30 protein-coding genes and 1 tRNA gene are annotated in these 24830 nt (G+C 66.3%); 18 read left to right on the top strand and 13 right to left on the bottom strand.

Translation table 11 applies throughout. The features are described from left to right. Positions 1 to 117 precede the first annotated feature (117 nt). Positions 118 to 477, top strand: coding sequence for an arsenate reductase (glutaredoxin) (arsC, locus tag MFF62_RS26555; protein ID WP_238266131.1), 360 nt, complete (start codon positions 118 to 120; stop codon positions 475 to 477). A 95-nt stretch (positions 478 to 572) separates the two neighbouring features. Here the strand turns inward: arsC and MFF62_RS26550 are convergent, their stop codons facing one another. The 3 genes from MFF62_RS26550 to MFF62_RS26540 all read right to left on the bottom strand — a co-directional run bounded on the left by MFF62_RS26550 (position 573) and on the right by MFF62_RS26540 (position 2287). Then, complete coding sequence (locus MFF62_RS26550; protein ID WP_238266130.1) at positions 573 to 803, bottom strand: hypothetical protein; 231 nt, start codon at positions 801 to 803, stop codon at positions 573 to 575. Between the two features lie 134 nt (positions 804 to 937). Further along, complete coding sequence (locus MFF62_RS26545; protein WP_238266129.1) at positions 938 to 1633, bottom strand: 3'-5' exonuclease family protein; 696 nt, start codon at positions 1631 to 1633, stop codon at positions 938 to 940. 3 nt (positions 1634 to 1636) lie between these two features. Continuing rightward, a complete protein-coding gene (locus MFF62_RS26540) occupies positions 1637 to 2287 on the bottom strand; it encodes an MBL fold metallo-hydrolase (protein WP_238266128.1) in 651 nt (216 codons plus the stop codon). Between the two features lie 286 nt (positions 2288 to 2573). Between MFF62_RS26540 and MFF62_RS26535 the strand changes: the two genes are divergently transcribed. Next, complete coding sequence (locus tag MFF62_RS26535; RefSeq protein ID WP_238266127.1) at positions 2574 to 3335, top strand: septal ring lytic transglycosylase RlpA family protein; 762 nt, start codon at positions 2574 to 2576, stop codon at positions 3333 to 3335. 118 nt (positions 3336 to 3453) lie between these two features. Here the strand turns inward: MFF62_RS26535 and rsmI are convergent, their stop codons facing one another. Continuing rightward, a complete protein-coding gene (gene rsmI, locus MFF62_RS26530; RefSeq protein WP_238266126.1) occupies positions 3454 to 4389 on the bottom strand; it encodes a 16S rRNA (cytidine(1402)-2'-O)-methyltransferase in 936 nt (311 codons plus the stop codon). 15 nt (positions 4390 to 4404) lie between these two features. Between rsmI and MFF62_RS26525 the strand changes: the two genes are divergently transcribed. From MFF62_RS26525 to MFF62_RS26455, 15 genes are all read left to right on the top strand, one after another. After that, positions 4405 to 4821 (top strand): YraN family protein, encoded by a 417-nt coding sequence (locus MFF62_RS26525; RefSeq protein WP_238266125.1) that lies wholly within the window; start codon positions 4405 to 4407, stop codon positions 4819 to 4821. Positions 4822 to 4851: 30 nt separating this feature from the next. After that, positions 4852 to 5439: a phosphoheptose isomerase gene (locus MFF62_RS26520; protein ID WP_238266124.1), complete on the top strand. Its 588-nt coding sequence runs from the start codon at positions 4852 to 4854 to the stop codon at positions 5437 to 5439. 186 nt (positions 5440 to 5625) lie between these two features. Next, the gene (locus MFF62_RS26515; RefSeq protein ID WP_238266123.1) at positions 5626 to 6471 is read left to right on the top strand and encodes a BON domain-containing protein; all 846 of its coding nucleotides are present in this window, start codon (positions 5626 to 5628) and stop codon (positions 6469 to 6471) included. Positions 6472 to 6501: 30 nt separating this feature from the next. Beyond that, entirely contained in the window at positions 6502 to 6900 is a 399-nt protein-coding gene (locus tag MFF62_RS26510; protein ID WP_238266122.1) for a c-type cytochrome, read from the top strand. Positions 6901 to 6903: 3 nt separating this feature from the next. Beyond that, positions 6904 to 8169, top strand: a complete 1266-nt coding sequence (locus MFF62_RS26505) for an NAD(P)/FAD-dependent oxidoreductase (RefSeq protein ID WP_238266121.1) — start codon at positions 6904 to 6906, stop codon at positions 8167 to 8169. Between the two features lie 125 nt (positions 8170 to 8294). Then, the gene (locus MFF62_RS26500; RefSeq protein ID WP_238266120.1) at positions 8295 to 9188 is read left to right on the top strand and encodes an EamA family transporter; all 894 of its coding nucleotides are present in this window, start codon (positions 8295 to 8297) and stop codon (positions 9186 to 9188) included. 309 nt (positions 9189 to 9497) lie between these two features. Next, the gene (locus MFF62_RS26495; RefSeq protein ID WP_238266119.1) at positions 9498 to 9827 is read left to right on the top strand and encodes a c-type cytochrome; all 330 of its coding nucleotides are present in this window, start codon (positions 9498 to 9500) and stop codon (positions 9825 to 9827) included. 138 nt (positions 9828 to 9965) lie between these two features. Continuing rightward, the gene (soxY, locus tag MFF62_RS26490) at positions 9966 to 10421 is read left to right on the top strand and encodes a thiosulfate oxidation carrier protein SoxY (protein ID WP_238266118.1); all 456 of its coding nucleotides are present in this window, start codon (positions 9966 to 9968) and stop codon (positions 10419 to 10421) included. A gap of 63 nt (positions 10422 to 10484) precedes the next feature. Next, on the top strand, positions 10485 to 10796 hold the full coding sequence (gene soxZ, locus MFF62_RS26485; RefSeq protein ID WP_238266117.1) for a thiosulfate oxidation carrier complex protein SoxZ: 312 nt from the start codon (positions 10485 to 10487) through the stop codon (positions 10794 to 10796). Between the two features lie 28 nt (positions 10797 to 10824). Then, complete coding sequence (locus tag MFF62_RS26480; protein ID WP_238266116.1) at positions 10825 to 11280, top strand: DsrE family protein; 456 nt, start codon at positions 10825 to 10827, stop codon at positions 11278 to 11280. A 127-nt stretch (positions 11281 to 11407) separates the two neighbouring features. Then, positions 11408 to 12262, top strand: coding sequence for a sulfur oxidation c-type cytochrome SoxA (soxA, locus tag MFF62_RS26475; RefSeq protein ID WP_238266115.1), 855 nt, complete (start codon positions 11408 to 11410; stop codon positions 12260 to 12262). 16 nt (positions 12263 to 12278) lie between these two features. Continuing rightward, entirely contained in the window at positions 12279 to 12926 is a 648-nt protein-coding gene (soxX, locus tag MFF62_RS26470) for a sulfur oxidation c-type cytochrome SoxX (protein ID WP_238266114.1), read from the top strand. 110 nt (positions 12927 to 13036) lie between these two features. Continuing rightward, positions 13037 to 14761 carry a thiosulfohydrolase SoxB gene (gene soxB, locus MFF62_RS26465; protein WP_238266113.1) on the top strand — a complete coding sequence of 575 codons (1725 nt, stop codon included), beginning with the start codon at positions 13037 to 13039 and terminating at the stop codon, positions 14759 to 14761. A gap of 71 nt (positions 14762 to 14832) precedes the next feature. Further along, a tRNA-Ala gene (locus tag MFF62_RS26460) sits at positions 14833 to 14908 on the top strand. 227 nt (positions 14909 to 15135) lie between these two features. Further along, positions 15136 to 16086 carry a cation diffusion facilitator family transporter gene (locus MFF62_RS26455; protein WP_238266112.1) on the top strand — a complete coding sequence of 317 codons (951 nt, stop codon included), beginning with the start codon at positions 15136 to 15138 and terminating at the stop codon, positions 16084 to 16086. On the opposite strand, the gene MFF62_RS26450 is transcribed toward MFF62_RS26455, so the two are convergent. The 4 genes from MFF62_RS26450 to MFF62_RS26435 form a co-directional block, all read right to left on the bottom strand. After that, positions 16078 to 16707, bottom strand: coding sequence for a LysE family translocator (locus tag MFF62_RS26450; protein WP_238266111.1), 630 nt, complete (start codon positions 16705 to 16707; stop codon positions 16078 to 16080). The genes MFF62_RS26455 and MFF62_RS26450 overlap by 9 nt on opposite strands. Before the next feature lie 389 nt (positions 16708 to 17096). Then, positions 17097 to 17720 (bottom strand): DNA-3-methyladenine glycosylase I, encoded by a 624-nt coding sequence (locus MFF62_RS26445; protein WP_238266110.1) that lies wholly within the window; start codon positions 17718 to 17720, stop codon positions 17097 to 17099. A gap of 179 nt (positions 17721 to 17899) precedes the next feature. Beyond that, the gene (locus MFF62_RS26440) at positions 17900 to 19210 is read right to left on the bottom strand and encodes an MFS transporter (RefSeq protein WP_238266109.1); all 1311 of its coding nucleotides are present in this window, start codon (positions 19208 to 19210) and stop codon (positions 17900 to 17902) included. A 176-nt stretch (positions 19211 to 19386) separates the two neighbouring features. Further along, a complete protein-coding gene (locus tag MFF62_RS26435) occupies positions 19387 to 19683 on the bottom strand; it encodes a hypothetical protein (RefSeq protein WP_404990841.1) in 297 nt (98 codons plus the stop codon). A 293-nt stretch (positions 19684 to 19976) separates the two neighbouring features. Here MFF62_RS26435 and MFF62_RS26430 point away from each other — a divergent pair, with 293 nt between their 5' ends. Further along, entirely contained in the window at positions 19977 to 20867 is an 891-nt protein-coding gene (locus MFF62_RS26430; RefSeq protein WP_238266107.1) for a DODA-type extradiol aromatic ring-opening family dioxygenase, read from the top strand. 12 nt (positions 20868 to 20879) lie between these two features. Here MFF62_RS26430 and MFF62_RS26425 read toward each other — a convergent pair whose 3' ends face one another. The 5 genes from MFF62_RS26425 to MFF62_RS26405 all read right to left on the bottom strand — a co-directional run bounded on the left by MFF62_RS26425 (position 20880) and on the right by MFF62_RS26405 (position 24683). Continuing rightward, entirely contained in the window at positions 20880 to 21992 is a 1113-nt protein-coding gene (locus MFF62_RS26425) for an MFS transporter (protein WP_238266272.1), read from the bottom strand. A gap of 149 nt (positions 21993 to 22141) precedes the next feature. Continuing rightward, positions 22142 to 23389, bottom strand: a complete 1248-nt coding sequence (locus MFF62_RS26420; protein ID WP_238266106.1) for an MFS transporter — start codon at positions 23387 to 23389, stop codon at positions 22142 to 22144. A gap of 92 nt (positions 23390 to 23481) precedes the next feature. Further along, positions 23482 to 23892, bottom strand: coding sequence for a VOC family protein (locus MFF62_RS26415; protein WP_238266105.1), 411 nt, complete (start codon positions 23890 to 23892; stop codon positions 23482 to 23484). Positions 23893 to 23894: 2 nt separating this feature from the next. After that, a complete protein-coding gene (locus MFF62_RS26410; protein WP_238266104.1) occupies positions 23895 to 24245 on the bottom strand; it encodes a GFA family protein in 351 nt (116 codons plus the stop codon). Between the two features lie 18 nt (positions 24246 to 24263). Next, on the bottom strand, positions 24264 to 24683 hold the full coding sequence (locus tag MFF62_RS26405; protein WP_238266103.1) for a GNAT family acetyltransferase: 420 nt from the start codon (positions 24681 to 24683) through the stop codon (positions 24264 to 24266). Positions 24684 to 24830 lie beyond the last annotated feature (147 nt).

Here is a 24830-nt window from a genome sequence, read left to right as displayed (position 1 = left end):
AAGCACGATGCATGCCGTACCGCCCCGTACCTTACCGCGCCACCGTGGTGCGCGACAGGGGGCGGCTGTATAGTGCGGAATATTCGAAAGCACCGAAAGCAGGCAGGAGGAGCCGCCATGATCACGATCTACCACAACCCCCGTTGCTCCAAATCGCGCGAAACGCTGGCGCTGGTGGAATCGGCGTCGCAGCGTCTGGGCGAGCCGGTGGAGATCGTCGAATACCTGAAGTCGCCGCCCACGCTGGCCACGCTGCGCCAGTTGCACACGATGCTGGGCGTGCCGGTGCGCGACATGATCCGCGACGGCGAGGCCGTCTACAAGGAACTGGACCTGGCCGATTCCGGCCTGACCGATGCCGAACTGCTGGCGGCCGTGGCGGACAACCCGATTCTGCTGCAGCGTCCGGTGGTGGTGCGCGACCGCCGTGCAGTGATCGGCCGCCCGCCGGAAAACGTGGCGCCGCTGCTGGCCTGACGCCAATCGAAGCTGTTGCGCTGCACAAAATAGAACCGGCCTCCCCAAGGGAGGCCGGCCGGTCAGTTGGCGATTCGCTTCAGGCGAGTCGTCGTTTATTCAACACCCAGCCAGTGCATGGCCTCCTGACCGAAACTGATGCCAGCCAATACGAACAGCAGGACGATCGCGGTGACCGCGCTCGCATAGATCAGCGCCTTGGCGACTTCAGCATCTTCCGTTGAGGAATGGAAATGCGAAACGACGTTGGTGCGGGCATGAGATCGATGCGGCCAGTGCAGCCTGCCGGACAGGTCCTTGATATGAAGGTCTGGATGGAAACGCATGGTCGCACCTCCTTGGGCGTGCCCGCCGCGTTCTGGCCGGCCCGCTCGGCTGGCCCGGACGGGCCACTCTCACCATTCCAATATAGGAGACGCCGCACCGGAAGTAATGTCGGTGTGACGCTGACACCGGTGGGCTAGCGCACCGATCCGCCCGGCGCGGCCGGCGCGGCCGGATGTGAGGCATCGCTTTGGCTGGCATCCGCCCCTGGCGCGGTGTCTGCCGATGCAGCAAGTTCGGCCAGCCGCGCTTCACGCGTGCGCAGTTCCGCCAGCATGTTGCAAAACAGCGCACCCTGTTCCAGCGCGTCGTCCAGCGCCACGTGGGTATGCGGCAGCGGGTCATGCCAGTGCTCGGGAAAGGCGGCCTTGACCGACTTGCGATAGGGCCGCCCGGTCAGCGCGAAGCCCAGCGTCTTGATGTCCAGCGCGGCCCAGCCAAACGGCGAGCGGCCGGCAAAACGCATCATGTACCAGAACATCCAGGTGAAATCGAACCCGGCCGGAAACGCGACGAAGACCGGCTTGCCCGGCAATTTCTCCACCCAGTCGACGTAGCGGGGCATCACGTCCTCGGGCCGCTCCAGGTCGCGCCGGCAGGCGGCCCAGGCGTCGGGCTGGGTTTTCCACCATTCCATCTGCACCGGATGGCCGGCCGCGCCGGGCAGGATTTCGAGGTTGGCCGAGAACGTGCCGATGACGGTCTTGTCCTCCAGCATCGCGGCCGAGGCGAACGACAGCATCGAATGGGGGCCCGGGATCGGGCCGTCGGCTTCGACGTCGGTGCTGACGTAGATCTCGGGACGCTTGTCGGGCTGCTGTTTCTTGGCCATGCGTCAGGCCGCGTCGATCAGGTGGTCGGCCACGAACGGGTTGTTGCGGCGTTCGTCGCCAAACGTCGAGGCCGGGCCGTGGCCGGGCACGAACGTGACATCGTCGCCCAGCGGCCAGAGCCGGGTGCGGATCGAGCGGATCAGGTCGGCGTGGTTGCCGCGCGGGAAATCGGTGCGGCCAATGGAGCCGGCAAACAGCACATCGCCCACGATGGCCAGCCGGCTGGCGCGCGAGAAGAACACCACGTGGCCGGGCGTATGGCCGGGGCAGTGGTAGACCTCCAGCGTCTCGTTGCCGAACGTCACCGTGTCGCCGTTCTGCAGCCAGCGCTGCGGCTCGAATACTTCGGCATGCCCGAACCCGAACCTGCGGGTCTGCTCGGGCAGTTGCTCGATCCAGAAGCGCTCGTCTTCCTGGGGCCCCTCGATGGGTACGCCGTATTGGCGCGCCAGCGCAGCCGCACCGGCGCAGTGGTCCACGTGGCCGTGCGTCAGGAAGATCTTTTCCAGCGTGACCCCGTGTTCGTCCAGCGCGGCGGTGATGCGGGGGAGATCGCCACCGGGATCGCACACGGCGGCGCGCTGCGTGGTTTCGTCGATCAGCAGCGAACAGTTCTGCTGGAACGGCGTGACGGGGATCAGGAGGACTTTCATTATTGTGATCTGCAAGGCTGTTTCAGGGCCGTTGCCGGAGCGGGACGGTCGCCCGAAAGGCGGGTCCATTGTAACGGCCGACCCGGACGAAAAACTGTCTGTGAAACGTTTGAATCCGGGCTGAGACTTTTCCGAAAGTGGGTCATCGCGCACCCGTTTGGTCATTGTTTGTAATCGGCGCAATCCCTTGCCCAGTGGTGGATTGCGGGAAATTCGCCGGCGTTGTAACAGATTTCGTAACAAAATCAAGGCACTAGCTTAAAACGACCAGTGTTAGACTCGCGCCATGTTCAGCTTGACCCTCTTCCGCCCGGGGTCCGTGCGCGAGGCAGCGCCCGGCTCCAATCGCTTCCTGCGTCAGTGCGCGATCATCGCGTCTGCGCTGGCTTTGGCTGCGTGCGCGACGCCGCCAGGCACCGACACGGATTCCACAGATACCAGCACCGCGCTTTCCACGAAGTCAGCCAAACCAAAGCCGGCACGTGCCGGCGCGGGTTCGGCCAAGGCCGACGATCGCGGTAACTGGAACCTGTTCGGCCTTCAGGACGACAACGCGCCGTCGCAGTCGTCGATCGACGGCCTGCGCGCCGACATGGGTACGTTCGAGCAGCGCGGCATGGCGTCGTGGTACGGCAAGGGCTTCCACGGCCGCAAGACCGCCAATGGCGAACGCTTCGACATGCGCGCCATGACGGCCGCGCACCCGTCGCTGCCGCTCGATAGCTGGGTGCTGGTGCGCAACCTGCGCAACAACAAGGTGGCCGTGGTGCGTATCAACGATCGTGGCCCGTACCATGGCGGCCGGATTCTCGATCTGTCCTATGCGGCGGCAAAGCGCCTGAGCTTTGTCGACCACGGTGCGACGCAGGTGGAAATCCGCCGGCTGTCGCGTACCGAAGTGGCAGCGCTGGGTCCGAACATCGAGGCTGGCGGCAATGAAGCCGGTGACGGCAGCGGTGCCGACGAGGTACCGGACACCGCCAACACGCTGGTGCCGGTCAAGAAGGCCAAGAGCCGCGCCGCCACCGTCAAGCACAAGCGCAAGTAAGGCGATGCGGAACGGTTGGCAACAGCTTGTCCCGCCTCCGATCTCCCGCCCGCTGCTGCTCTCCCCGCTAAGAATTTTCTCAAACGGCACGACCTGTCCAGGCGTGCCGTTTTTGTTTTCAGTCTTCCCCGTCGTTCTCGTCGCCCTCGTCGCCCCTGTCCGCCCGCTGGGCAAGGGCCAGCTTGTACAGCGCATCGGTCTTGGCGCCGGTTATCGCCGCCGCCAGCTTGGCGGCACGCTTGGCCGGCAGCTCGGGCAGCAGCAGCTTCAGCACGCGTTCGGCTTCGGGGTTGGGCGCGCCGTCATCGGCCGCTTCGGCCCGGCCCGCGCCTTCCACCACCAGTACGAATTCACCCTTGCCACGCGTAGCTTCGGCAGCCAGCCATGCGGGCGCTTCGGCCACCGTCAGCACCGGCGTTTCCTCAAACAGCTTGGTCAGCTCGCGGCCGATCAGCAACCGGCGCGTGCCGGGCAGGCCGTCGGCCAGGGCGGCCAGCGTTTCGGCGATGCGGTGCGGTGCCTCGTAGAAGACCCAGGCGTGGTCCAGCGCGGCCAGTTTGGCGATGGCGTCCTGGCGTGCCTTGGCCTTGCCGGGCAGGAAGCCGACAAACGTGAAGCGCCCCTCGCCCGATTCGAGCATGTCGCCCGCCACCGACAACGCGGTGACGGCGGCGCTGGGGCCCGGCAGCGGCACCACCTTCAGTCCGGCCGCGCGTACCGCCTCCACCAGCCGAGCCCCGGGATCGGAAATGCCCGGGGTGCCGGCGTCGGATACGTACGCAATGCGCTCGCCTGCCGTCAACCGTTCGACGATACGCACCGCCGCCTCGCGCTCGTTGTGCTCGTGCACCGCCACCAGCGGCCGTTGCAGCCCCACGCGGGACAGCAACTGGCCCGTGTTGCGGGTGTCTTCGCAGGCGATGGCGTCGGCCAGGCCCAGCACGTGCAGCGCGCGCAGGGACAGGTCGGCCACGTTGCCGATGGGCGTGGCCACCACGTAAAGCGTGCCGGCGGGGTACGTCTGGCCGGCGGCCAGCTGGGTCCAGTCACTCATGCTTGAGAACTTCCGTTGAATCGCTCATTCAAATCCACCACGCAAGGCGCCACGCAAACCGCGACGCAGCGCGGCGCGCTGGCCGAAGACCGGGCGCTGGCGTACCTGCAGCGGCAGGGGCTGGCGGTGGTTGTGCGCAATTATCGCTGCAAAGGCGGCGAAATCGACCTGGTCATGCGCACCGGCGACGGAACGCTGGTGTTCGTGGAGGTGCGGCAGCGCCGTGGCCGGGGGTTTGGCGGTGCGGCGCAGAGCGTGACGCCGGCCAAGCAGCGGCGCCTGCTGCATGCGGCGGCGCACTACCTGGCCACGCTGGACGACGTGCCGCCCTGCCGCATGGACGTGGTGACGATGGAACCGGGCCGGATCGACTGGCTGCCAGCCGCGTTCGACCTCACGGATGCGAACGACGGCGCGGGCGCTGCGTCATAATGCGCGGGATAGTGCAGATGTCACCAGATCATGAGTATTGAAAGTATCGAGCAGCATTTCCTGGACAGTGCCGAGACCAAGCGGCATGCCGCGTCGCTGATGGCGCCGCATATCGATGCCGCCGTGGAGCGGATGGTGGCGGCGCTGACCAGTGGCAACAAGATCCTGGTCTGCGGCAATGGCGGGTCGGCCGCCGACGCCCAGCACTTTGCCGCCGAGCTGATCGGCCGCTTCGAGCGCGAGCGGCCGGGGCTGGCCGCCATTGCGCTGACCACCGACAGTTCGATCCTGACGGCCATCGGCAACGACTACGATTTCTCGGTCGTGTTCTCGAAGCAGGTAGAGGCGCTGGGGCAGCCCGGCGACATCCTGCTGGCGCTGTCCACGTCCGGGGATTCGGCCAACGTGGCGGCAGCCGTCCAGGCGGCCCACCAGCGCGATATGGGCGTGGTGGCGCTGACCGGCAAGGGCGGCGGCCGGATTGCCACGCTGCTCGACGAATTCGACATCCACCTGTGCGCGCCGAGCGATCGCACCGCACGCATCCAGGAAGTGCATCTGCTGACACTGCACTGCCTGTGCGACGGGATCGACGAGGCGCTGCTGGGCGAAGCATGAAGGCGGGTGGCCGCGCGGGGGGAGTTATCCCCGGATATCCACAAGGCTACCCACAACCTGTACACAGGAATCGCCGCGTCTTCCACAGGGTTATCCACAGACGCGGCGCCCCAGCCGGATCTGCAACGCGAATCTGCAACCTGTTTCACGCATCATTTCGGCATCCACCCAGAAACCAAGAACCGCATGACGAACGTGACCATCCAAAAGAAGACTTCTCCCGCCCGCCTGGCCCGCACCGCTGTTACCGTGGCCGCACTGCTGGTGTCCGCCACCCAGCTCGCCGGCTGCTTTCCCGTGCTGGCAGGCGCGGTGGGCACCGGCGTGGTGATGGCCACGGACCGCCGTCCCACCGGCACCCAGGCCATCGACCGCGGCCTGCAGGTAGAAATCGACAGCACGCTGAACCAGCGCTACAGCGACACCCAGGCCCGTGTGAACACCACCGTGTTCAACCGCAAGGTGCTGCTGACCGGCGAGGCAGCCAACGCGCAGATCAAGCAGCAGATCGAGCAGTACGTGCGCGGCCTGCCGAATACGCGCGAAGTGATCAACGAGATCGAACTCAAGGCGTCGCCCGATTTCATGACCCGCAGCAACGACACGTACCTGACCAGCAAGGTCAAGACGCTGCTCGTGACGGCTGACGGCGTGCCGGCCAACTCGATCAAGGTCACCACCGAGAAGGGCGTGGTGTACCTGCTGGGCGTGGTCACCACGGGCGAGGGCGACAAGGCCACCGACGTGGCCCGCAATGCCAGCGGCGTGCAGAAGGTGGTAAAGGTGTTCGACTACGTGAGCGAAGCCGAGCGCGCACGCCTGGACCAGGCCGCGTCGTCGCAGAACGGCAATGCGGGTAGCGATGCGGTGGGTACGCCGGCGCCGGTGCAGACCGTGCCGGGCAGCCAGCCGAACGCGCCTGTCACGTCCGACGCCCCGGCATCGATGGGCAGCTCGGGCGCCACGTCGAGCCCGGTCACCGCGCCGCAGTCGTCGCCGGTGGCGCTGCCGCCGGGCCGCAACCTTCCGTAAGCATCCCTAGCATCCGTTAAGGAGCGCCCCATGAAGCCCCAAAAGCGACTGCCGTACTTCCCGTCCTGGATGGTTGGCATCGCGCTGGGGCTTTGTGCCGCCCCGCTGCTGGCCCAACCGGCGGCTTCGGCCCCGATGACCGCTGGCCCGGCTGATCCAGGCAAGCTGTCGATCGAGGTCCAGCGTGCCCGCACCGAGCAGGCGCGCAACCAGGCGGCGTCGTGCGCGGTGTGCCACGGCCCCGACGGACGGCCGCCCGCCGACAGCCCGGTGCCCCGGCTGGCTGGTCGCGCGTCGGCCGAGCTGGTCGAGATGATGCTCGACTACAAGAACGGCAAGCGCCCGGGAACGGTGATGCCGCAGATCGCCAAGGGCTACAGCGATGCCGAGATCATCGCCATGGCCGCTTGGTTCGCCGACCAGAAATAATCCATGCATCGACGATCCATGCTGAAGGCGGCGCTGGCCGCCACGGCCCTGGGCGGGCTGACCGTACGCCAGGCGCGTGCCGCCGCCCCGGCCAGGGTAGTGGTGATTGGCGGTGGGTACGGCGGCGCCACGGTGGCGCGCTACCTGCGCACGTGGAGCCACGGCGCCGTGGACGTGACGCTGGTGGAACCCGATGCCGCGTTCGTGTCGTGCCCGCTTTCGAACCTCGTGGTGGCCGGGTATCGCCAGATGGCCGATATCACGGTGCCCTACGACGCGCTGGTCAGGCGCCATGGCGTGAAGCACGTGCGCGATACGGCCACGGCCATCGACGCTGCCAAGCGCACGGTGCGGCTGGCCGGCGGCACCACGCTGCCCTTTGACCGGCTGGTGCTGTCGCCCGGCGTGGAAATGCAGGCCAGCGCGATTGCCGGGCTGCCGGAGGCGGGCGACCAGATCGTCCACGCCTGGAAGGCCGGCCCGCAGACCGAGACGCTGCGCCGGCAACTGGCCGCCATGCGCGACGGTGGCACCTTTGCCATCACCATCCCGCTGGCGCCATACCGCTGCCCGCCCGGCCCGTACGAGCGCGCATGCCTGGTGGCGGACTACCTGAAGCAGCACAAGCCGCGCAGCAAGGTGCTGGTGTTCGATGCGAATCCCGATATCACATCGAAGGGCGCGCTGTTCCGGCAGGTCTGGGAATCGCGCTACAAGGGCATGATCGAGTACCGGCCGCAGCACGAGACCGTGGGCGTGGATGCGGCCAGCCGCACGATCCGCTTCGACGTGCAGGACGACGAGAAAGCCGACGTCATCAACCTGCTGCCGCCGCAGCGGGCCGGCGCCATTGCCGTGGCGGCCGGTCTGGCCACGGCCAACGGGCGCTGGTGCGAGGTGGATTTCCTGACCATGGCCTCGAAGGTGGCGCCCGAGATCCACGTGCTGGGCGATGCCGTGCAGATCGCGCCGCTGATGCCAAAGTCCGGCACCATGGCCAACCAGCACGGCAAGGTGGCCGCCGCCGCTATCCTGAACCAGCTCGCCGGGCGCGCGCCCGATCCCACACCGCTATATACGAACACCTGCTACAGCTTTACCTCGTCGACCGAGGCCATCCATATCGCCAGCGTGCATCGCTACGATCCGGCCCAGAAGACGATGGTGACGGTGCCGGGCTCGGGCGGGTTGTCGAAAGAGCCCAATGCACTGGAAGGCCAGTACGGCTTTGCGTGGGCGCGGAGCATCTGGGCTGACATGCTGGCGTAGCGTCCTCGCCACAAATTAAAAAGCACGGTCGTGCAATGCTGCGGCCGCAACGGCCGCAGCGGCTGGTACCCTAGCTGGTGCCGGACGTCCCAGCCCCCCGGGACGCGGCTCCCTCCTCATCGATCATGCAAGCCAAAGACCGTCTGCTTGCCCTGGCCATCATCGTGGTCTGGGGCGTCAATTTCGTCGTCATCAAGGTAGGGCTGGTCGGCATGCCGCCCATGCTGCTGGGTACGCTGCGCTTCTGCCTGGTGGCCTTTCCGGCGATCTTCTTCATCCCGCGCCCGCGCATTCCGCTGCGCATGCTGGTGGCGTACGGCGCGTCGATCAGCCTGGGCCAGTTCGCCTTCCTGTTCTATGCCATGGCCGTGGGCATGCCGGCCGGGCTGGCGTCGCTGGTGCTGCAGTCGCAGGTGTTCTTCACCGTGGCAATTGCCGCGTTCTGGCTGGGCGAACCGCTGCGCTGGCACAACCTGGCCGGCATGGCGATTGCGGCCGCCGGACTGGCGCTGATCGGCAGCGCCGCCGCGCATGGCCCCGGCGGCATGACGGCGGCAGGTTTCCTGCTGACGCTGTGCGCAGCGCTGTGCTGGGCCACTGGCAACATCGTCAGCAAGAAGATCGGGCCGGTGGACCTGCTGGGCCTGGTGGTGTGGGGCGCGCTGATTCCGATCGTGCCGTTCGCGCTGCTGTCGCTGTGGTTCGAGGGGCCGGCACGCATCGCCGACGCCCTGACCCATGTGTCCGGCAAGGGCGTGTTCGCGGTCTGCTACCTGGCATTCGCCGCCACGCTGTTCGGCTACACGATGTGGGGGCGCCTGCTGACGCGCTACGCGGCCAGCAAGGTGGCGCCGCTGACGCTGCTGGTGCCGGTGGTGGGCCTGCTGTCGGCACACGTGCTGCTGGGCGAGGACCTGGCGGCAGCGCAATGGGTAGGCGCCGTGGTGGTGATGGCCGGGCTGCTGCTGAACGTTTTCGGTAACCGGCTGTGGGCGGGCAGGGCGCTGGCACGCCGATAACGTCCACCTGTGGGTCATGCGGATCAATCGTGGACCAGGCATCGGTCGATTCGAGGGTTAACCCGCAATAAGGCGACATTTCCCCTCGGTTTTGTGCATATGGTTATCACTGTCGCGTCCGTATACGCGGCTTGACTTCAGGCAAAATAGCGGACTGGCCGCATATGCCCGGGAGCCCTCACCGATCACCGCAGGGCGCTCCTGAGAAGCCCGCCCCAACGGCGGCCAGCGCGTGCCGCGCCGCGGAAGTATTCCAGAGCGCGGCCATTTGCCGTCCCCACGGCTCTCATTCAGTTTGGAGCACAACACATGAAGCAGTTTGTCATCGCCGCCGCGTTGCTGGCCGCCGCCGCATCGGCGCATGCCGCCGTCGACGCCGCCAAGGCGCAGGCCATCGCCAACAAGAACGCCTGCATGGGCTGCCATCAGGTCGACAAGAAGCTGGTGGGCCCGGCGTACAAGGACGTGGCCGCCAAGTACAAGGGTGACAAGGACGCCGTGGCCAAGCTGTCGGCCAAGGTGAAGAACGGTGGTTCGGGCGTATGGGGCCCGGTGCCGATGCCGGCCAACGCCGCCGTGAGCGATGCCGACATCAAGACCGTGGTCGAGTGGATCCTGGCCGGCGCACCGGCCAAGTAATCTCGACTTGCACGCGCGGGCCGTCTATCCGATGGCCTGCCGCGAGCACGGCGATATCGAATTCATGACGCATGGGCCGGCGACGCACCGGCACGGCAGGGGTCGACAGGAAACCGGGTAGTACGGGAACAGAGCAAGATGAACGCAAAACGACGAGATGTACTGCGGATGACCGCCGTGCTGTCGCTGATGGCCGCCACCGGCCTGATCAGCGAGGCGCAAGCCGCCGAATGGAACAAGACCGCCTTTGACGGCAAGAGCGTGGCTGACGTGATCAAGGCCCTGGGCGGCACTGGCACCGAGAAGAGCAGCGCCATTGTCTTCAACGCGCCCGACATCGCCGAGAACGGCGCCGTGGTGCCCGTGGCGGTGACCAGCAATATCCCGGACACCGAGCAGATCGCGATCCTGGTGGAAAAGAACCCGAACACGCTGGCGGCGGATTTCACGATCCCGGCCGGCACCGAGCCGTTCGTGTCCACGCGCGTGAAGATGGGCCAGACGTCCGTGGTGCATGCCGCGGTCAAGGCTGGCGGCAAGTGGTACGTGGCATCGAAGGAAATCAAGGTCACGCTGGGCGGTTGCGGCGGCTAAACGCCCCCGTCATCCCCACGTTCAAGACCAGATTTCCAGACAAACTGCTGACAGGAGAAGCACATGGCAGACCCGATGCGCGTTCGCGCCACTGAAAACGCCGGCGTCGTTGACGTCAAGATTCTGATGAAGCACGACATGGAAACCGGCCAGCGCAAGGATTCGGCCGGCAAGACCATTCCGGCCTGGCACATCCAGACCGTGATTGCATCGTGCAAGGGCAAGGAAGTGTTCAACGCCCAGTTTGGCGCCGCGATCTCGAAAGATCCGTTCCTGAACTTCAAGTTCAAGGGCGGCGCCAAGGGCGACAAGGTCACCGTGACCTGGGTCGACAACCGCGGCGACAAGCGTACCGACGAAGCCACCATCGCCTGACGGCCTGAGCAGGCGAAGGAGAAGCAGCATGCGCCGAGCATTCATTCGCGCCACGGCGGCCCTGGCCGCCATCGGGCTGACCGCCAAGGCGGCGGCCCAGCAGGCCCCGGCAGCATCGTCGGGCAAGGGCCGCGTCAAGGTGGTGTACCAACTGTCGGATGGCATCGACCAGGCCGTGCGCGCCATGGCCAACCTGCGCAACCATCTGAACGGCGCGCCCGACACCAAGATCGTGGTCGTGGCGTTCGGCTATGGCGTGGACTTCCTGGTGGAAGGCGCCAAGGACTCGCGCGGCAATACGTTCGAGTCGCCCGTGGCGGCGCTGAGTTCGTCGGGCGTGGAATTCCGCGCCTGCCGCAACACGCTGACCGCGCGCCGCATCTCGGAGCAAAGCCTGCTGATGGATGCCAAGGTCGTGCAGGCCGGCGTAGTGGAGATCGCGCGCCTGCAGTTTGAAGAAGGCTACGCCTACATCAAGCCGTGATCGACAGGGCGGCCGGCAACGCGTCGCCCCATCGGTAGACAAGCCGTCCGGCAACGAGCCGCCGGACCCGCACAAGAAGGCCATCCGTCCGCCAGCCATGCGGCGCGATGGCGAGGAGAATCCCCCAATGGTTACCGTGCGCAACATCCGCCGTCTGCGCCGCACCGTGGCCCCCGCGCTCGTGGCGCTGGGCGCCGTGGCTGCCGCCGCCACCGCCACGCTGTCCGGCCCCGCGCTGGCACAGGACAAGACCGCCGAGGAAATCGCCAAGTACCGCCAGATGCTGGCCGAGGGCAATCCCGCCGAGCTGTGGGAAGCCGCCGGCGAGGAAATGTGGAAGAAGCCGGCCGGTCCGAAGAACGCATCGCTCGAACAGTGCGACCTGGGCAAGGGCCCGGGCGTGACCAAGGGCGCCTATGCCGAGCTGCCACGCTACTTCAAGGACGCCAACAAGGTCATGGACCTGGAACAGCGCCTGGCGTACTGCCGCGTGACGCTGCAGGGCCTGACGCAGGAAGAGGCGATGAAGAACCCGTTCTCGTCGCAGGGCAAGCCGTCTGACATCGAGCGCCTGGCCGCCTTTGTCACCGGCGAATCGCGCGGCGTGAAGATGAACGTCCAACTGGCCCACCCCGAGGAAAAGCGCGTCTACGCGCTGGGCCAGAAGATGTTCTTCTATCGCGGCGGCGCCTACGACTTTGCTTGCGCCACGTGCCATGCCGTGGACGGCCAGCGCATCCGCCTGCAGGACCTGCCGAACCTGATGACGCAGAAGGGCGCCCAGGCCGCGTACACCACGTGGCCGGCCTATCGCGTGTCGCAGGGCGAGGTCCGCACGATGCAGCACCGCCTGTACGACTGCCTGCGCCAGCAGCGCTTTCCCGAACCGGCCTACGGCTCCGACGTGATCACCGCGCTGACGATGTTCCTGGCGAAGAATGCCAACGGTGGCACGTACGACGGCCCGAACATGAAGCGCTGAGCAGGGGGACAAGAACATGAAGACACTCCACAAGATGGCGCTGGCATCGCTGGTGCTGCTGGCCGCCTCGGGCGCATCCGCCCAGACCGCCGCAAAAGCCGGCAAGACCACGCGCGTCACCGACGCCGACGTGCGCCAGATGATTGAATCGTCGTTCACGTCGAAAGGCCCGGCAACGGTCGAGGGCGTGATCAACCAGGACGCCACGCAGAAGGCCTGCAGCCAGTACCCGGACCGCCTGCATGTGCCGGCGGCCGTGGCCAAGAAGGTGGAAGCGGCCGAACTGAAGCAGGTGAAGTACCCGGCCGACAACAACTTCCTGGGCGACTGGAAGGAAGGCGAGAAGATCGCGCAAAACGGCCGCGGCATGCAGTTCTCCGACCAGGTCGGCACGCCGAACGGCGCCAACTGCTACGCCTGCCACCAGCTGACCAAGGCCGAGATCTCGTTCGGCAATATCGGCCCATCGCTCTACAACTACGGAAAACTGCGCGGCAACTCGCCGGACGTGGTGCGCTACACGTGGGGCAAGATCTGGGATTCGAACGCGTACAGCGCCTGCTCGAACATGCCGCGCTTCGGCCACAAGGGCATCCTGACCGAACAACAGATCCGCGACGTGATGGCATTGCTGCTGGACCCGGCGTCTCCGGTGAACGAGTAACTCATCCAGCCCTGTATGTTTGCTCCCCTCTCCCGCACGGCGGGAGAGGGGAGCCTTCCCCGGCATGGATGCATGCCATCACCTGGCGACAACTCCAAACGGATAACAGCATGAACCGACGCGAGTTCCTGCAGGTGCTGGCCGTAGCCGGCGCCGGAGGCATGACATTCCCAACTGGCGATGCCCAGGCCGCACAGGCCAGCGCGCGTCTCTACGACGTGCCGCGCTTCGGCAACGTCCATCTGCTGCACTTCACCGATTGCCACGCGCAGCTCAAGCCCGTGCACTTCCGCGAACCCAGCGTGAACTTGGGCGTGGCCGAGTGGGCCGGCAAGCCGCCGCACCTGGTGGGCGACGCGTTCCTGCGCCAATATGGCATTGCCCCCGGCAGCGCCACGGCGCATGCATTCACCTATCTCGATTTCACGGAAGCCGCGCGCCGCTACGGCAAGGTGGGCGGGTTTGCCCATCTGTCGACGCTGGTCCAGCGCATGAAGGCCAGCCGTCCCGGCGCGCTGCTGCTCGATGGTGGTGACACGTGGCAGGGATCGGCCACCGCGTTGTGGACCAAGGGGCAAGACATGGTCGACGCCGCGCTGCAGTTGGGCGTCGACGTCATGACGCCGCACTGGGAAATGACGCTCGGCGCCGAGCGCGTGAAGCAGATCGTCGACAACGACTTCAAGGGCAAGGTGTCGTTCCTGGCGCAGAACGTCAAGACAAACGACTTCGGCGACCCGGTCTTCGACCCCTACGTGATGCGCGAGATGAACGGCGTACCCGTGGCCATCATCGGCCAGGCATTTCCGTACACGCCCATCGCCAACCCGCGCTACCTGGTGCCCGACTGGACCTTCGGCATCCAGGAAGAGAGCCTGCAGCAGGTGATCGACGAGGTGCGCACGAAGGGCGCCAAGGTAGTGGTGCTGCTGTCGCACAACGGCATGGACGTCGACCTGAAGTTGGCATCGCGCGTGCGCGGCCTCGACGCCATCCTGGGCGGCCACACGCACGACGGCGTGCCCGTGCCGGTGCCCGTGAAGAACGCCGGCGGCGTGACGCTGGTGACCAACGCGGGGTCCAACGGCAAGTTCCTGGGCGTGCTGGACTTCGACGTGCGCAACGGCAAGGTGACCGATTTCCGGTACAAGCTGCTGCCGGTCCTTGCCAACTACCTGCCCGCCGATCCGAATATGGGCGCGCTGATCAAGAAGGTCCGCGCGCCGTACGAAAGCAAGCTCAGCGAAGTGCTGGCCGTGAACCGCGGCCTGCTGTATCGCCGGGGCAACTTCAACGGCACCTTCGACCAGCTGATCTTGGACGGCCTGATGGCCGTGCAAGACGCCCAGATCGCATTTTCGCCAGGCTTCCGCTGGGGCACCACGCTGCTGCCGGGCGAGAACATCACGATGGAAGCGCTGATGGACCAGACCGCCATCACCTATCCCTACACCACCGTGACCGCGATGCCGGGCGAGACGATCAAGACCATCCTCGAAGACGTGGCCGACAACCTGTTCAACCCCGACCCGTACTACCAGCAAGGCGGTGACATGGTGCGCGTGGGCGGCCTGCAATACACGATCGACCCGACCCAGCCCATCGGCAAACGCATCACCGACATGCGCCTGGCCGGACAGCCCATCGATGCCGCCAAAACCTACAAGGTAGCCGGCTGGGCCCCCGTCTCAGAAGAAGCGCGCCAGACCGGCGGCGCCCCGATCTGGGATGTGATGGCCCAGTGGCTGCGGTCCAGCAAGGAAGTCAGCGCCCGCCCACTGAACCTGCCCACGGTACGCGGCATGGACGGCAACCCGGGCATGGCAAACGCTTGAGCCGGATCGAATAAGTGTTGGCTCCAAGCGATTGAAAGGCCGCACAAAGTTCGGCTAGAATCGTCCGCGAAGGGCCGATAGCTCAGCTGGGAGAGCGCTGCGTTCGCAATGCAGAGGTCGGGAGTTCGATCCTCCTTCGGTCCACCAGGATTTTCCTTGTGAAACAACGCACTACGTCGAGAGATGTGGTGCGTTGTTTTGCTTTGGGGGGATGGATTCGACACGTTGCCGGCCCCTTGGCGCTCGTCTGATCCGGTCGCGTAGAGGAAGCCGGAACGCGTACAGCGGCAGGCTCCTACTCGGAACGCGATGACCCCGAACATGCAGCGTCTTAGTGTTACCGTTCCACCTATCTCCCGCCACCCAAAGCTCTCATGCGCGAACCGCAAGTCGCCCCCGCCGTTGGCACTGACACCCCCGACGCCGAAGCCCGCCACCAGGCCGGTCGGCGTTCCACACTCGTCAGCGTCTTCGTCAACATCTTCCTAACAATTGCCCAGGGGGTGATTGGCGTCATCGCTGGTTCCCAGGCGCTGGTTGCCGATTCGTTGCATTCCCTTTCCGATCTCGTGTCCGATTTCGTGGTGCTGTTTGCTGGCCATCACAGCCGCAAGGGGGCTGACATCGATCATCCGTACGGGCATCAGCGGTTCGAGACGGCGGCGTCGCTGGCGTTGGGGGCGTTGTTGTTGTCGGTGGGGGTGGGGATGTTGTGGGCGGCGGTTGGCAAGATCCAGCATCCGGAGGGGGCGCAGCCGGTGCAGGCGGTGGCGCTGTGGGTGGCGCTGGGCGCGCTGGCGGCCAAGGAGGCGTTGTTCCGCTACATGTTGCGGGTGGCGGAGCGGGTCAGGTCGAGCATGCTGGTGGCCAACGCGTGGCACGCGCGGTCCGATGCGGCGTCGTCACTGGTGGTGGCGCTGGGTATCGGCGGCAACCTGCTGGGGTATCACGTGCTGGATCCGGTGGCAGCCATCGTGGTGGGGTTGATGGTGTCGCGGATGGGGCTGCGATTTGGCTGGGATGCGATGAACGACCTGATGGATCGCGCCGCCGACGAAGAGGTGGTGACCGGGTTGCGCGCGGCGATGCTGGACACGCCCGGCGTGCTGGGTCTGCATGATCTGAAGACGCGCAAGATGGGCGACATGATCCTGGTCGACGTGCATTTGGAAATCCAGGCCGACCTGACCGTCGAGCAGGGGCATGCGATTGCCACCGAGGCGCGACGCCGGGCGATGGAGCGCGACGACGTCCTGAACGTGATGACTCACGTGGACCCGGTCAGGGTCCCACGCTCGCAACCGGCGGCGGCAGAATCAGCGTAGGTCGCTGCGGCGATACAGGCTCAGGCCGACCGCCAGGAACGCCAGCATGCCGGCGCAGCCGCGATTGATCCATTGCACGGCGCGCGCCGACAGCGTGCGCATGGCATGGCGGCCGCCGAACGCGTAGATCGCCATCATCACGATATCCATCACCGCAGCCACCACGGCCAGGATCACGTACTGGATGGCAATGGGCTTGTCCGCGTGCACGAACTGCGGCACGAAGGCCGACGTAAACAGGATGGTCTTGGGGTTCGACAGCGCCACGAACAGCGCGCGCAGGAACGCGGCGCGGCCGCTGGATGACGTCGCGTCGGTCGTGGCGACCAGGGCCTGGGTGGGCGCGCGCCACATCGAGACAGCCAGGTACAGCAGGTAGGCCGCGCCGATCCACTTGATGGCGGTGAACAGGTGTTCCGACGCCTGCAGCAGCGCGCCAAGCCCGCAGCCGACGGCGCCGATCAGGATCAGGTCGGCCAGCGCCGCGCCGGCAATGCCGCAGGCGGCCACGCGCATCGGGCGAGTGGCGCCGTTGCTCAGGGCCAGCAGCATCGTCGGGCCAGGGGTGACCATGACCGCGGCCACGGCAACCAGGTAGAGAAACAGGGTCGTGCTGTCCATCGAACGCTCCAGCGGGTTCGGCAAAGGCGAGGCGCCAGTGTGAGCCGATTCGGCCGGGGATGCACGCGCTTCCTGTGGACATCTTGCGCCAAGGCTGGGGACAACTGCGTGAACAAGCCTGTGGCCCTGCTGGGGGCGGCCTGTGGGATGTATACGTATAACTCGGGACGTATACGTGGCCGACTCCCGGCGGCGCGCGGATTATCCAGTCCCATCCACGACCGCGCCGCATGCTTGCCCATACGGTTATCTGTTCTGCAACTCCCTGATCCAAAAGGAGAAAGTAGGGTTATCCACCGCCAGGCATCGGTGTTAACCATTACTACTACTATTCATGTATACGTAAACAATGTCGGTATACGTAAACGGATCATTGTCGGGACAGCAAACTAGCGCGGCACCTTGAACGATTTGCGGGCATGCAGCACGGACTGGCGGGTCGTGCAGCCGTCCATATGGTCGTTGACCAGCCCCATGGCCTGCATCAGCGCGTACATCGTGGTGGGGCCGACAAACTTCCAGCCGCGCTTCTTGAGATCCTTCGACAAGGCCGTGGATTCCGGGCTGATGGCCATCGTGCGCAGCACTTCGGGGGTCAGCTTTTTTGGGCGGGTCTTGGGATCGGGTTCGAACTTCCAGAAGTAGGCGGCCAGCGACGGCTCGGTCTTCAGCAGTTCCTGCGCGCACCTGGCGTTATGGATGGCCGCCTCGATCTTGCCGCGATGGCGCACGATGCCGGCGTCGCCAAGCAGGCGCTCCACGTCGCGTTCGGTGAAGCGGGCCACCTTGTCGATCTCGAAATTGGCGAAAGCCTTGCGGAACGCTTCGCGCTTGCGCAGGATGGTCAGCCAGCTCAGGCCGGACTGGAATCCCTCCAGGCACAGTTTCTCGAACAGGCGCCGGTCGTCGTCCACCGGAAAACCCCATTCGTTGTCGTGATAGTGGCAGTAGTCCTCCAGATCGCCACACCAGCCGCAGCGTACCTGGGTCTGCGGCACGGGCTTCGTCGTCATTCCAATTCGCTCCTTTGTCGATGGCGCGCGCTGCGCCGCAGCGATCATGCGCCCGGCCGCCAGCCGCGTAAAGACCGGAACCGGCTGGATCCGGACATCCAACTGACAAAAGCCGCACGCGACGGACGTAAAAAAGCCAACCCGAAGGTTGGCTTGGCGATGCGGTTCGAAGGTGCCGGTCAGGCCAGTTTCTTGCCCGTGCGGTCGTGCATGAACGTCAGCGCGACCAGGCTGATGGCCGCGGCGGCAATCACGTAGTAGGCCGGGGCCAGCTTGTTCTGCGTCGACTCGATCAGCCACGTCACGATCAGCGGGGCGAAGCCGCCGAAGATCGTCACGGCGAAGTTGTACGCCAGCGACAGGCCGGTGGAGCGCACTTCGGTCGGGAACTGCTCGGCCAGCACGGCAGGCGCCGGGCCCGTGAACGCGGCCAGCAGAATGCCCAGCACGATCTGCACCTGCAGCAGCGTGGAGGTGGTGGGCGACACGTTGAGCCAGTGGAACAGCGGGTACGCCAGCGCCAGGATGGCCACGGCCACCACGCTCAGCATGCGCTTGCGGCCCACGCGGTCGGACAGCATGCCCATCAGCGGGCACAGCACCAGGATGATGGCGCCGCAGATGGCCGTCGACTGGAACGTCGCGCCCAGCGGCAGGCCAAGCTGCTGCTTGGCGTACGACGGCATGTAGAACACCAGCACGTAGGTGCAGACCGTCCACAGGATGGTCACGCCCAGGCCGGCCAGCACTTCACGCGGATGGTCGCGCAGCACCTGCGACAGCGGCGAGAACTTGACGTTCTTGGCGCGGCGCTCGGCCTGGCGCTGCTCGAACTCGGGCGGCTCTTCCAGGTGCGAGCGGATGTACATGCCCACCGGGCCGATCAGCAGGCCGAACAGGAACGGAATGCGCCAGCCCCAGGCATCGATCTGGGCCTGGTCCAGGCCGTTCGTGACCAGCGCGCCCATGGCGGCGCCGAGCATGAACGAAATGCCCTGGCTGGCCTGCTGCCAGCTCGCGTACATGCCGCGCTCCTCGTCCGGGGCATGTTCGATCAGGAACGCCGTGGCGCCACCTACCTCGCCGCCGGCCGAGAAGCCCTGGATCAGGCGGGCCAGCACGATCAGCGCCGGTGCCCAGAGGCCGATCGATTCGTAGGTCGGTGCCAGGCCGATGATGGCCGTGCCCAGCGCCATCATCAGGATGGTCAGCGTCAGCGCCGCCTTGCGGCCCACGCGGTCGGCGTAGACGCCGAGCACGATGGCTCCAACCGGACGCATGAAGAAGCCCACGCCAAACGTGGCCACGGTGAGCAGGAACGACGTCAGGTCATTGCCAGTGGGAAAGAACAGCTTGGCGATGATGACGGCGAAGAAGCTGTAGACGGTGAAGTCGAACCATTCCAGGCCGTTGCCGATGGTGGCGGCGATGATCGCGCGGCGTCGGGTGGCTTTGGACAGCTCGTTGGCAGATGTTGCGGTAACGGACATGTGGCTTGCTACAACGATGAATGAACCGGTGGATGCCCTCGCCCGTGTGCCCAGGCGATGGCGCAAGCCGACATCTTAAGCGATTCCTTACATCGGGCTGTAATGGCCGGGTGGCAGGCGGGTTATGCCAGCGTCACGCAAAACGGGGGCGAAAGTGTCCGATGAGACGCTGGCGCTCAGCCGGCGCCGTGGCCGTGCCGGCTGGTCGGAGAGGTCTGGGTGGGTGCGGTCAGGTCTGGCACGACGGGGGGCCGTGCCGGGGCCATGGCCGGCTCGGGCCGCTTGCGCGTGAACCACAGCCACGCGGCGCTGGCCAGCCAGCCCACCACGAACACGGTGTCGCCGGCGTGGTTGAGCAGGACGGATGCGTAGGGGGTGCCGATCACGTCGGTCAGCAGATCGGCGGGCAGGCGCGCGATGATCCACAGCAGCACGGCGGGGCCGCTGCCGTAAACGCCGGGCTGCCACCACAGCGCGTGGGGCAGGGCGTGCAGGGGATCGAAACGCTTTGACACGGGCTTTCTCCGGCGGATGCCTTGTCGAACACTCGGTGGCATCTCTGAGCACATCATAGGCCGTTCATATTGCGGCTGCAGTCGGTGTTACGGGAAAACCTCACTGCTGTGTGCGGTATCCAACGCGCAGCATGCAGGCGGCCTCGAACCTTCAAGTTTTTTGCAGGACTTGTCCGCAAATGCCATGCGTCACGCCATGACATCTTTGCCAGACTGCAGGCATCGAGATATCCGCCATACGGCTTATTGCCATGACCACCACGCTCCCCGCCATCTATGTGTCCCACGGTTCGCCAATGCTGGCGATCGATCCCGGCCCCACCGGCGCCGCGTTCGACGCGCTGGGCACCCGCCTGCGCGCGCTGAAGCCCAAGGCCGTGCTGGTGATATCCGCACACTGGATCTACAGCACGCTGGCAGTGAGCACCCGCACCCGGCAGGAAGCCTGGCACGACTTCGGCGGCTTTCCGCGCGAACTGTATGCGCTGCGCTACGACGCGCCGGGGTCGCCGGAGCTGGCGGCCCGCGTGAAGCAGCTGATCGAGGCGGCCACCATTCAGGGCGCCGGCTTCGTGGCCGAGGACGAAGAGCGCCCGCTCGACCACGGCGCGTGGATGCCGCTGCGCCATTTCTTCCCCGATGCCGACGTACCCGTCGTGCAACTGGCGTTCAACCCGTACCTGAGCCCGGCCACGCAGATCGAGATCGGCCGCGCGCTGGCGCCGCTGCGCCAGGAAGGCGTGCTGGTGATCGGCTCGGGCAGCTTCACCCACAACCTGCAGGAAGTGTTTGGCGGTGGCGGCCGCAAGGTCCAGCACGGGCCCGAGACCGAGCCGTACGTCGATGCCTTCCGTGGCTGGATGACCGACGCGCTGAACGAGGCGCTGGCCACTGGCGACGTGAGCCGGATTGCCGACTACCGTACCCAGGCGCCGTTCGCACGCCGCGCGCATCCCACCGACGAGCACCTGTTGCCGTTCTACGTGACGCTGGGCGCCGCGATGGGGGCGGACAACGCGGCGGGCAGCGATGCCAGCGTGACGCGCGTGGCCGACGAGGTTACCTACGGCGTGCTGGCGATGGATACGTTCGTGTTCGACGGCCTGGGCACTGGCCACGCGCCGCTGCCGAAAGCCGCCTGAGCGGGCGCCGCGTCAGGTTTTCAGATAACGGCGCACGGCCCGTGCGCCGAACAGCGCGATGTAGCCCATCGTCAGCGCCACCACGGCGATGCCCACGCGCAGCGTGGTCAGGTGGGCCACACCGCCAATCAGCACCGGGCCGATCAGCAGACCCACGTAGGCAAAGCGCGCCACGCGCGCGATGGCTTCGGCAGCGCTCACGCCCGGCAGGCGCGACGCGGCCACGAAGAAGATCGGCACCATGTTGGCCGCGCCCAGTCCCATCAGGCTGAAGCCGACCAGCGCGGCCAGCGGCCACGGCACGGCGATGGCCAGCGCGATGCCGGCAAAGCCCAGCCAGGCGCTGCCGGTCAGCGTCCGAGCATCGCCAAAACGCGCACGCAGGCGGTCGCCGCCAAAGCGGCCGCAGGCCATGCCGCCCGAGAACGCCGCGTAGCCGAAGCTGATCCAGGCCAGCGGCGCCATGGCCACCTCGCGCATGTAGACGGTGGTCCAGTCGTACATCGCGCCTTCGCCAACCAGTCCCAGGAATGCCATCAGGCCCAGCAGCCACAGCGCGCGTGACGCATGCTCGCGGTGATGCTCTGCGCTGGGCAGCACCGGATGGTCAGCCAGCAACCCGCGATGGCTTCCAAGTGCCACGGCGGCGGTCAGCGCCGCGATCATCGCCGTGTGGGCCACCGGCGGCACGTCCAAGCTCAGCATCAACCCACCGAATGCCGCGCCCACCATGCCGCCCAGGCTAAACATACCGTGCAGCGCCGACATGATGGGACGGGTGCGGCTGGCTTCCACCGTCGCGGCCTGCGCGTTCATGCCGACGTCGAACAGCGCGTTGGCCATGCCGAAGACCAGCAGCGTGGGCAGCAGCAGCGCAAAGCTGGGCATGGCCAGGATGGCCAGCGTCATGCAGGCAAACGCCACGCCGCCCAGCATCGACGCGCGCGCGCTGCCCATCCTGCCCACCCAGCGGCCCACCGGCCCCATGATCAGGATGGCGCCGCCCGCCACGGCCAGCATGGCCAGCGACAGCATGGCGTCGGACAGGCCGAAGCGTTCCTTGATGGTGGGAATGTGGACACCCCAAGTGGCAAACGTGGCGCCGTTGGCAAAGAACAGCGCCATGGTGCCGCGCGTGGCGCGGGACACGGCCGACTGGGATACGGCAGGGGGGGGAGCGGAGGGTGCAGCGGTTTCGAACGAATAATCGGACATCGGGGACGACTGGTACGGCCGGGCACGCCTGATTGGCGTGCCGAGGCTGGATAAAAGGCTCAGGCGGGCGCCGCGCCGGGGCGCAGCAGGCCGCGCTGGTGCAGCGCATAGGCAAACGCGCCCAGCGCGCCCACGGCCAGCGCCACCATGACCCACAGCATGAGCCAGTAGCCGCCGGCCACGCGCCAGAGCAGGGCGCCGATCCACGGCGCGGCGGCCTGCATCAGCAGCACCGGGGTCATCATTAACCCGTTCAGCGTTGCATAGTGATGACGCGAGATCAGTTCGGGCATGGCCATCGCGCGCAGCATGGTGTTCACGCCGTTGGCGCAACCGTAGCAGATTGCCGCGAACATCAGCCAGTAGCCATCGCCCAGCGTCAGGCACAGCAGGCCCAGGCTCATGACGATGTAGACCGGCATTGACAGCCGCACCGGCTGGTCAATGGGCAGCCGCGCCATGGCCAGCCGGCCCGCCACCTGGGCCGGGCCGATCAGCGCCGCCACGATCAGCTGCTGGGCCACGGGCAGGCCCTTTTCGGTCAGCATCGGAATCAGGTGGGCGCCCAGCAGCGACGCGATGACGGCCGTGGCGGTGAAGGCCAGCACCACGGCCCAGAACACGGGTTGGCGCAGCGTGGCGCGGGCAATGCCGGGCGATGTGGCGCCGGCCAGCGGGGCGCTGGTGTGCGAATAGGTGGGGTGCAGCGCGTAGCGCAGCCTGGCGTGGAGCGGCGCGCAGATGCACAGGTTCAGCGCCGCAAAGATCAGCAGCGTCTCGCGCCAGCCCAGATGCAGCACTAGCCACTGGCCAACCGGAATGAAGATCGTGCTGGCAAAGCCGGCGAACAGCGTCACCTGGACGATGGGCTTCTGGTAGCCGTCGCCAAACGCCTGCCGCAGCACCACGAAGGCCGGCTCGTAGAGCGTGGACGCCATCGCCAGCCCCAGCGGAATCCACATCAGCAGGAACATCGCCGGAGATGGGCACCAGGCCCAGAGCACCAGCCCGATGGCTGCCAGCACCGACCCGATGCCCATGACCTTGCGCGCCGGCACGCGGTCCAGCAGGCGACCCACCGCGAACGAGCACATCGCCCAGACCAGCAGCCCCAGCGAGAAGCCACCGGCCAGGAACGGCTTGCTGAAGCCCAGCGCATCGTGCATCGGCCCGATGAAGACGGTGAAGGTGAAGTACAGCGTGCCCCAGCTGATGACCTCGGTGATGCCAAGCGTCCAGACGATCTGGCGGGGCGATAGCGCGGCGCGGGACGCAGCGATTGGCTCGGGGGCGGTGGAAGCGGTCATGGCGCGCCCGACGCAATGGGGGGCGCCGGTGGCGGTGCGGTCAGTGAAGCGGAAATTGTATCGGCGTGACCCTCAGTGAGGGAAGGCGCACGTCAGGGGGGGGTGGGCGGACCCTTCAGTTCGACGGTGTTGCCGTCGGGGTCCTGCACGTACAGCGACGGACCCGTGCCTTCGGCACCGTAACGCTGCTCCACCGGACTACCATGCGCGGCATGAATTTGCAGATGCTGATTTATCGCTTCGATATCGAAGCTATCGATTCTCAGGCAGAAATGGTCGAGATTGCGCCCCTCCGCGCCCGGTCCGGCGCCACCGGCACGCCCCAGCGGGCCGTCGAGCGACACCAGGTCGATCAGCCCGCTGCCGGCGCGCAACTGGGTCAGGCCAAAGGCCGGCTGCTCTTTTTCGAGCGTGCAGCCCAGGACGTCGACGTAGAAACGCACCATCCGCGCCACGTCGGCGGTGCGCAGGACCAGATGATCGATGCCCCGGATCTTCAGCATGGCTACTTGTGCAGACCGTCGTAGTCGATGACCTTGAGGCTGGCCAGATCGACGCTCTCGATGCAGCGCACGTTCACGGCGGCGGTGGGATTGCCCTGCGGGTCCTTGGCCTCAGAGTACGGCCCGACCCCGCACGTGGGGCAGAACCGGTGGGCGATCTTCATCGTGTTGAAGCGGTACGTGGAGGCGTTGGCGTCAGGCGTCTTCAGCCGGAAGTTGGCCATCGGCACGAACCAGAGCAGATGGCCGCGACGGCGGCACATCGTGCAATTGCACTGCAGCACCTGCGTGATCTCGCCGTCGGCCTCGAAGGCGACGCGCCCGCAGTGACAGCTTCCCTGGTAGGTGGTCATGGGGTCTCCTGATTGGAGTCATTGATCGGGGATCAGACGCTTGCCCAGGCTGACCGCCGCGTCTCGTCCGTAGCCAAGCCGGTCATAGAACGCCAGCACGGCGTCATTGGTGTCGCGCACGAGCAGATTGATCTTGGGGCAGCCGCGCTCGATCAGCAGGGCTTCGGCGCGAGCCATCAGCATACGCCCGTAGCCCCGCCCTTGAAACTGCGGATGCACGGCGAGGTAGTAGACCCAGCCACGGTGGCCGTCATAGCCGATCATCGCCGTGGCCATGAGTTGGCCATCGACTTCGCCGACGAGGAACATCTCAGGCTGCGTGGTCATCTTGCGCGCGATGTCCTTGCGCGGATCGTTCCACGGACGGGTCAGCCCGCAGGCTTGCCAGAGATCGACAACAATGGATTCGTCGGTGGGGTGGTAGGGGCGGAGTTGCATGGCTACGGCTTGTGGGGAGGGCCGGGCCCGTCAGAAATTTTGTGTTTAGGGCATAACATGTCGCCAAGGAGCATGTCATGCCACGTAGAACCAAGACGAGCCAGGCCGCCGATCGTGAGCTGCCGACCATTCCCGAAGATCTGATCG

The sequence above is a fragment of the Cupriavidus pauculus genome, from assembly GCF_022179805.1.
Lineage (GTDB): Bacteria > Pseudomonadota > Gammaproteobacteria > Burkholderiales > Burkholderiaceae > Cupriavidus > Cupriavidus pauculus_E.
The sequence above is the reverse complement of the archived record's forward strand: the minus strand, read 5'-3'. Positions and strand labels throughout refer to the sequence as shown.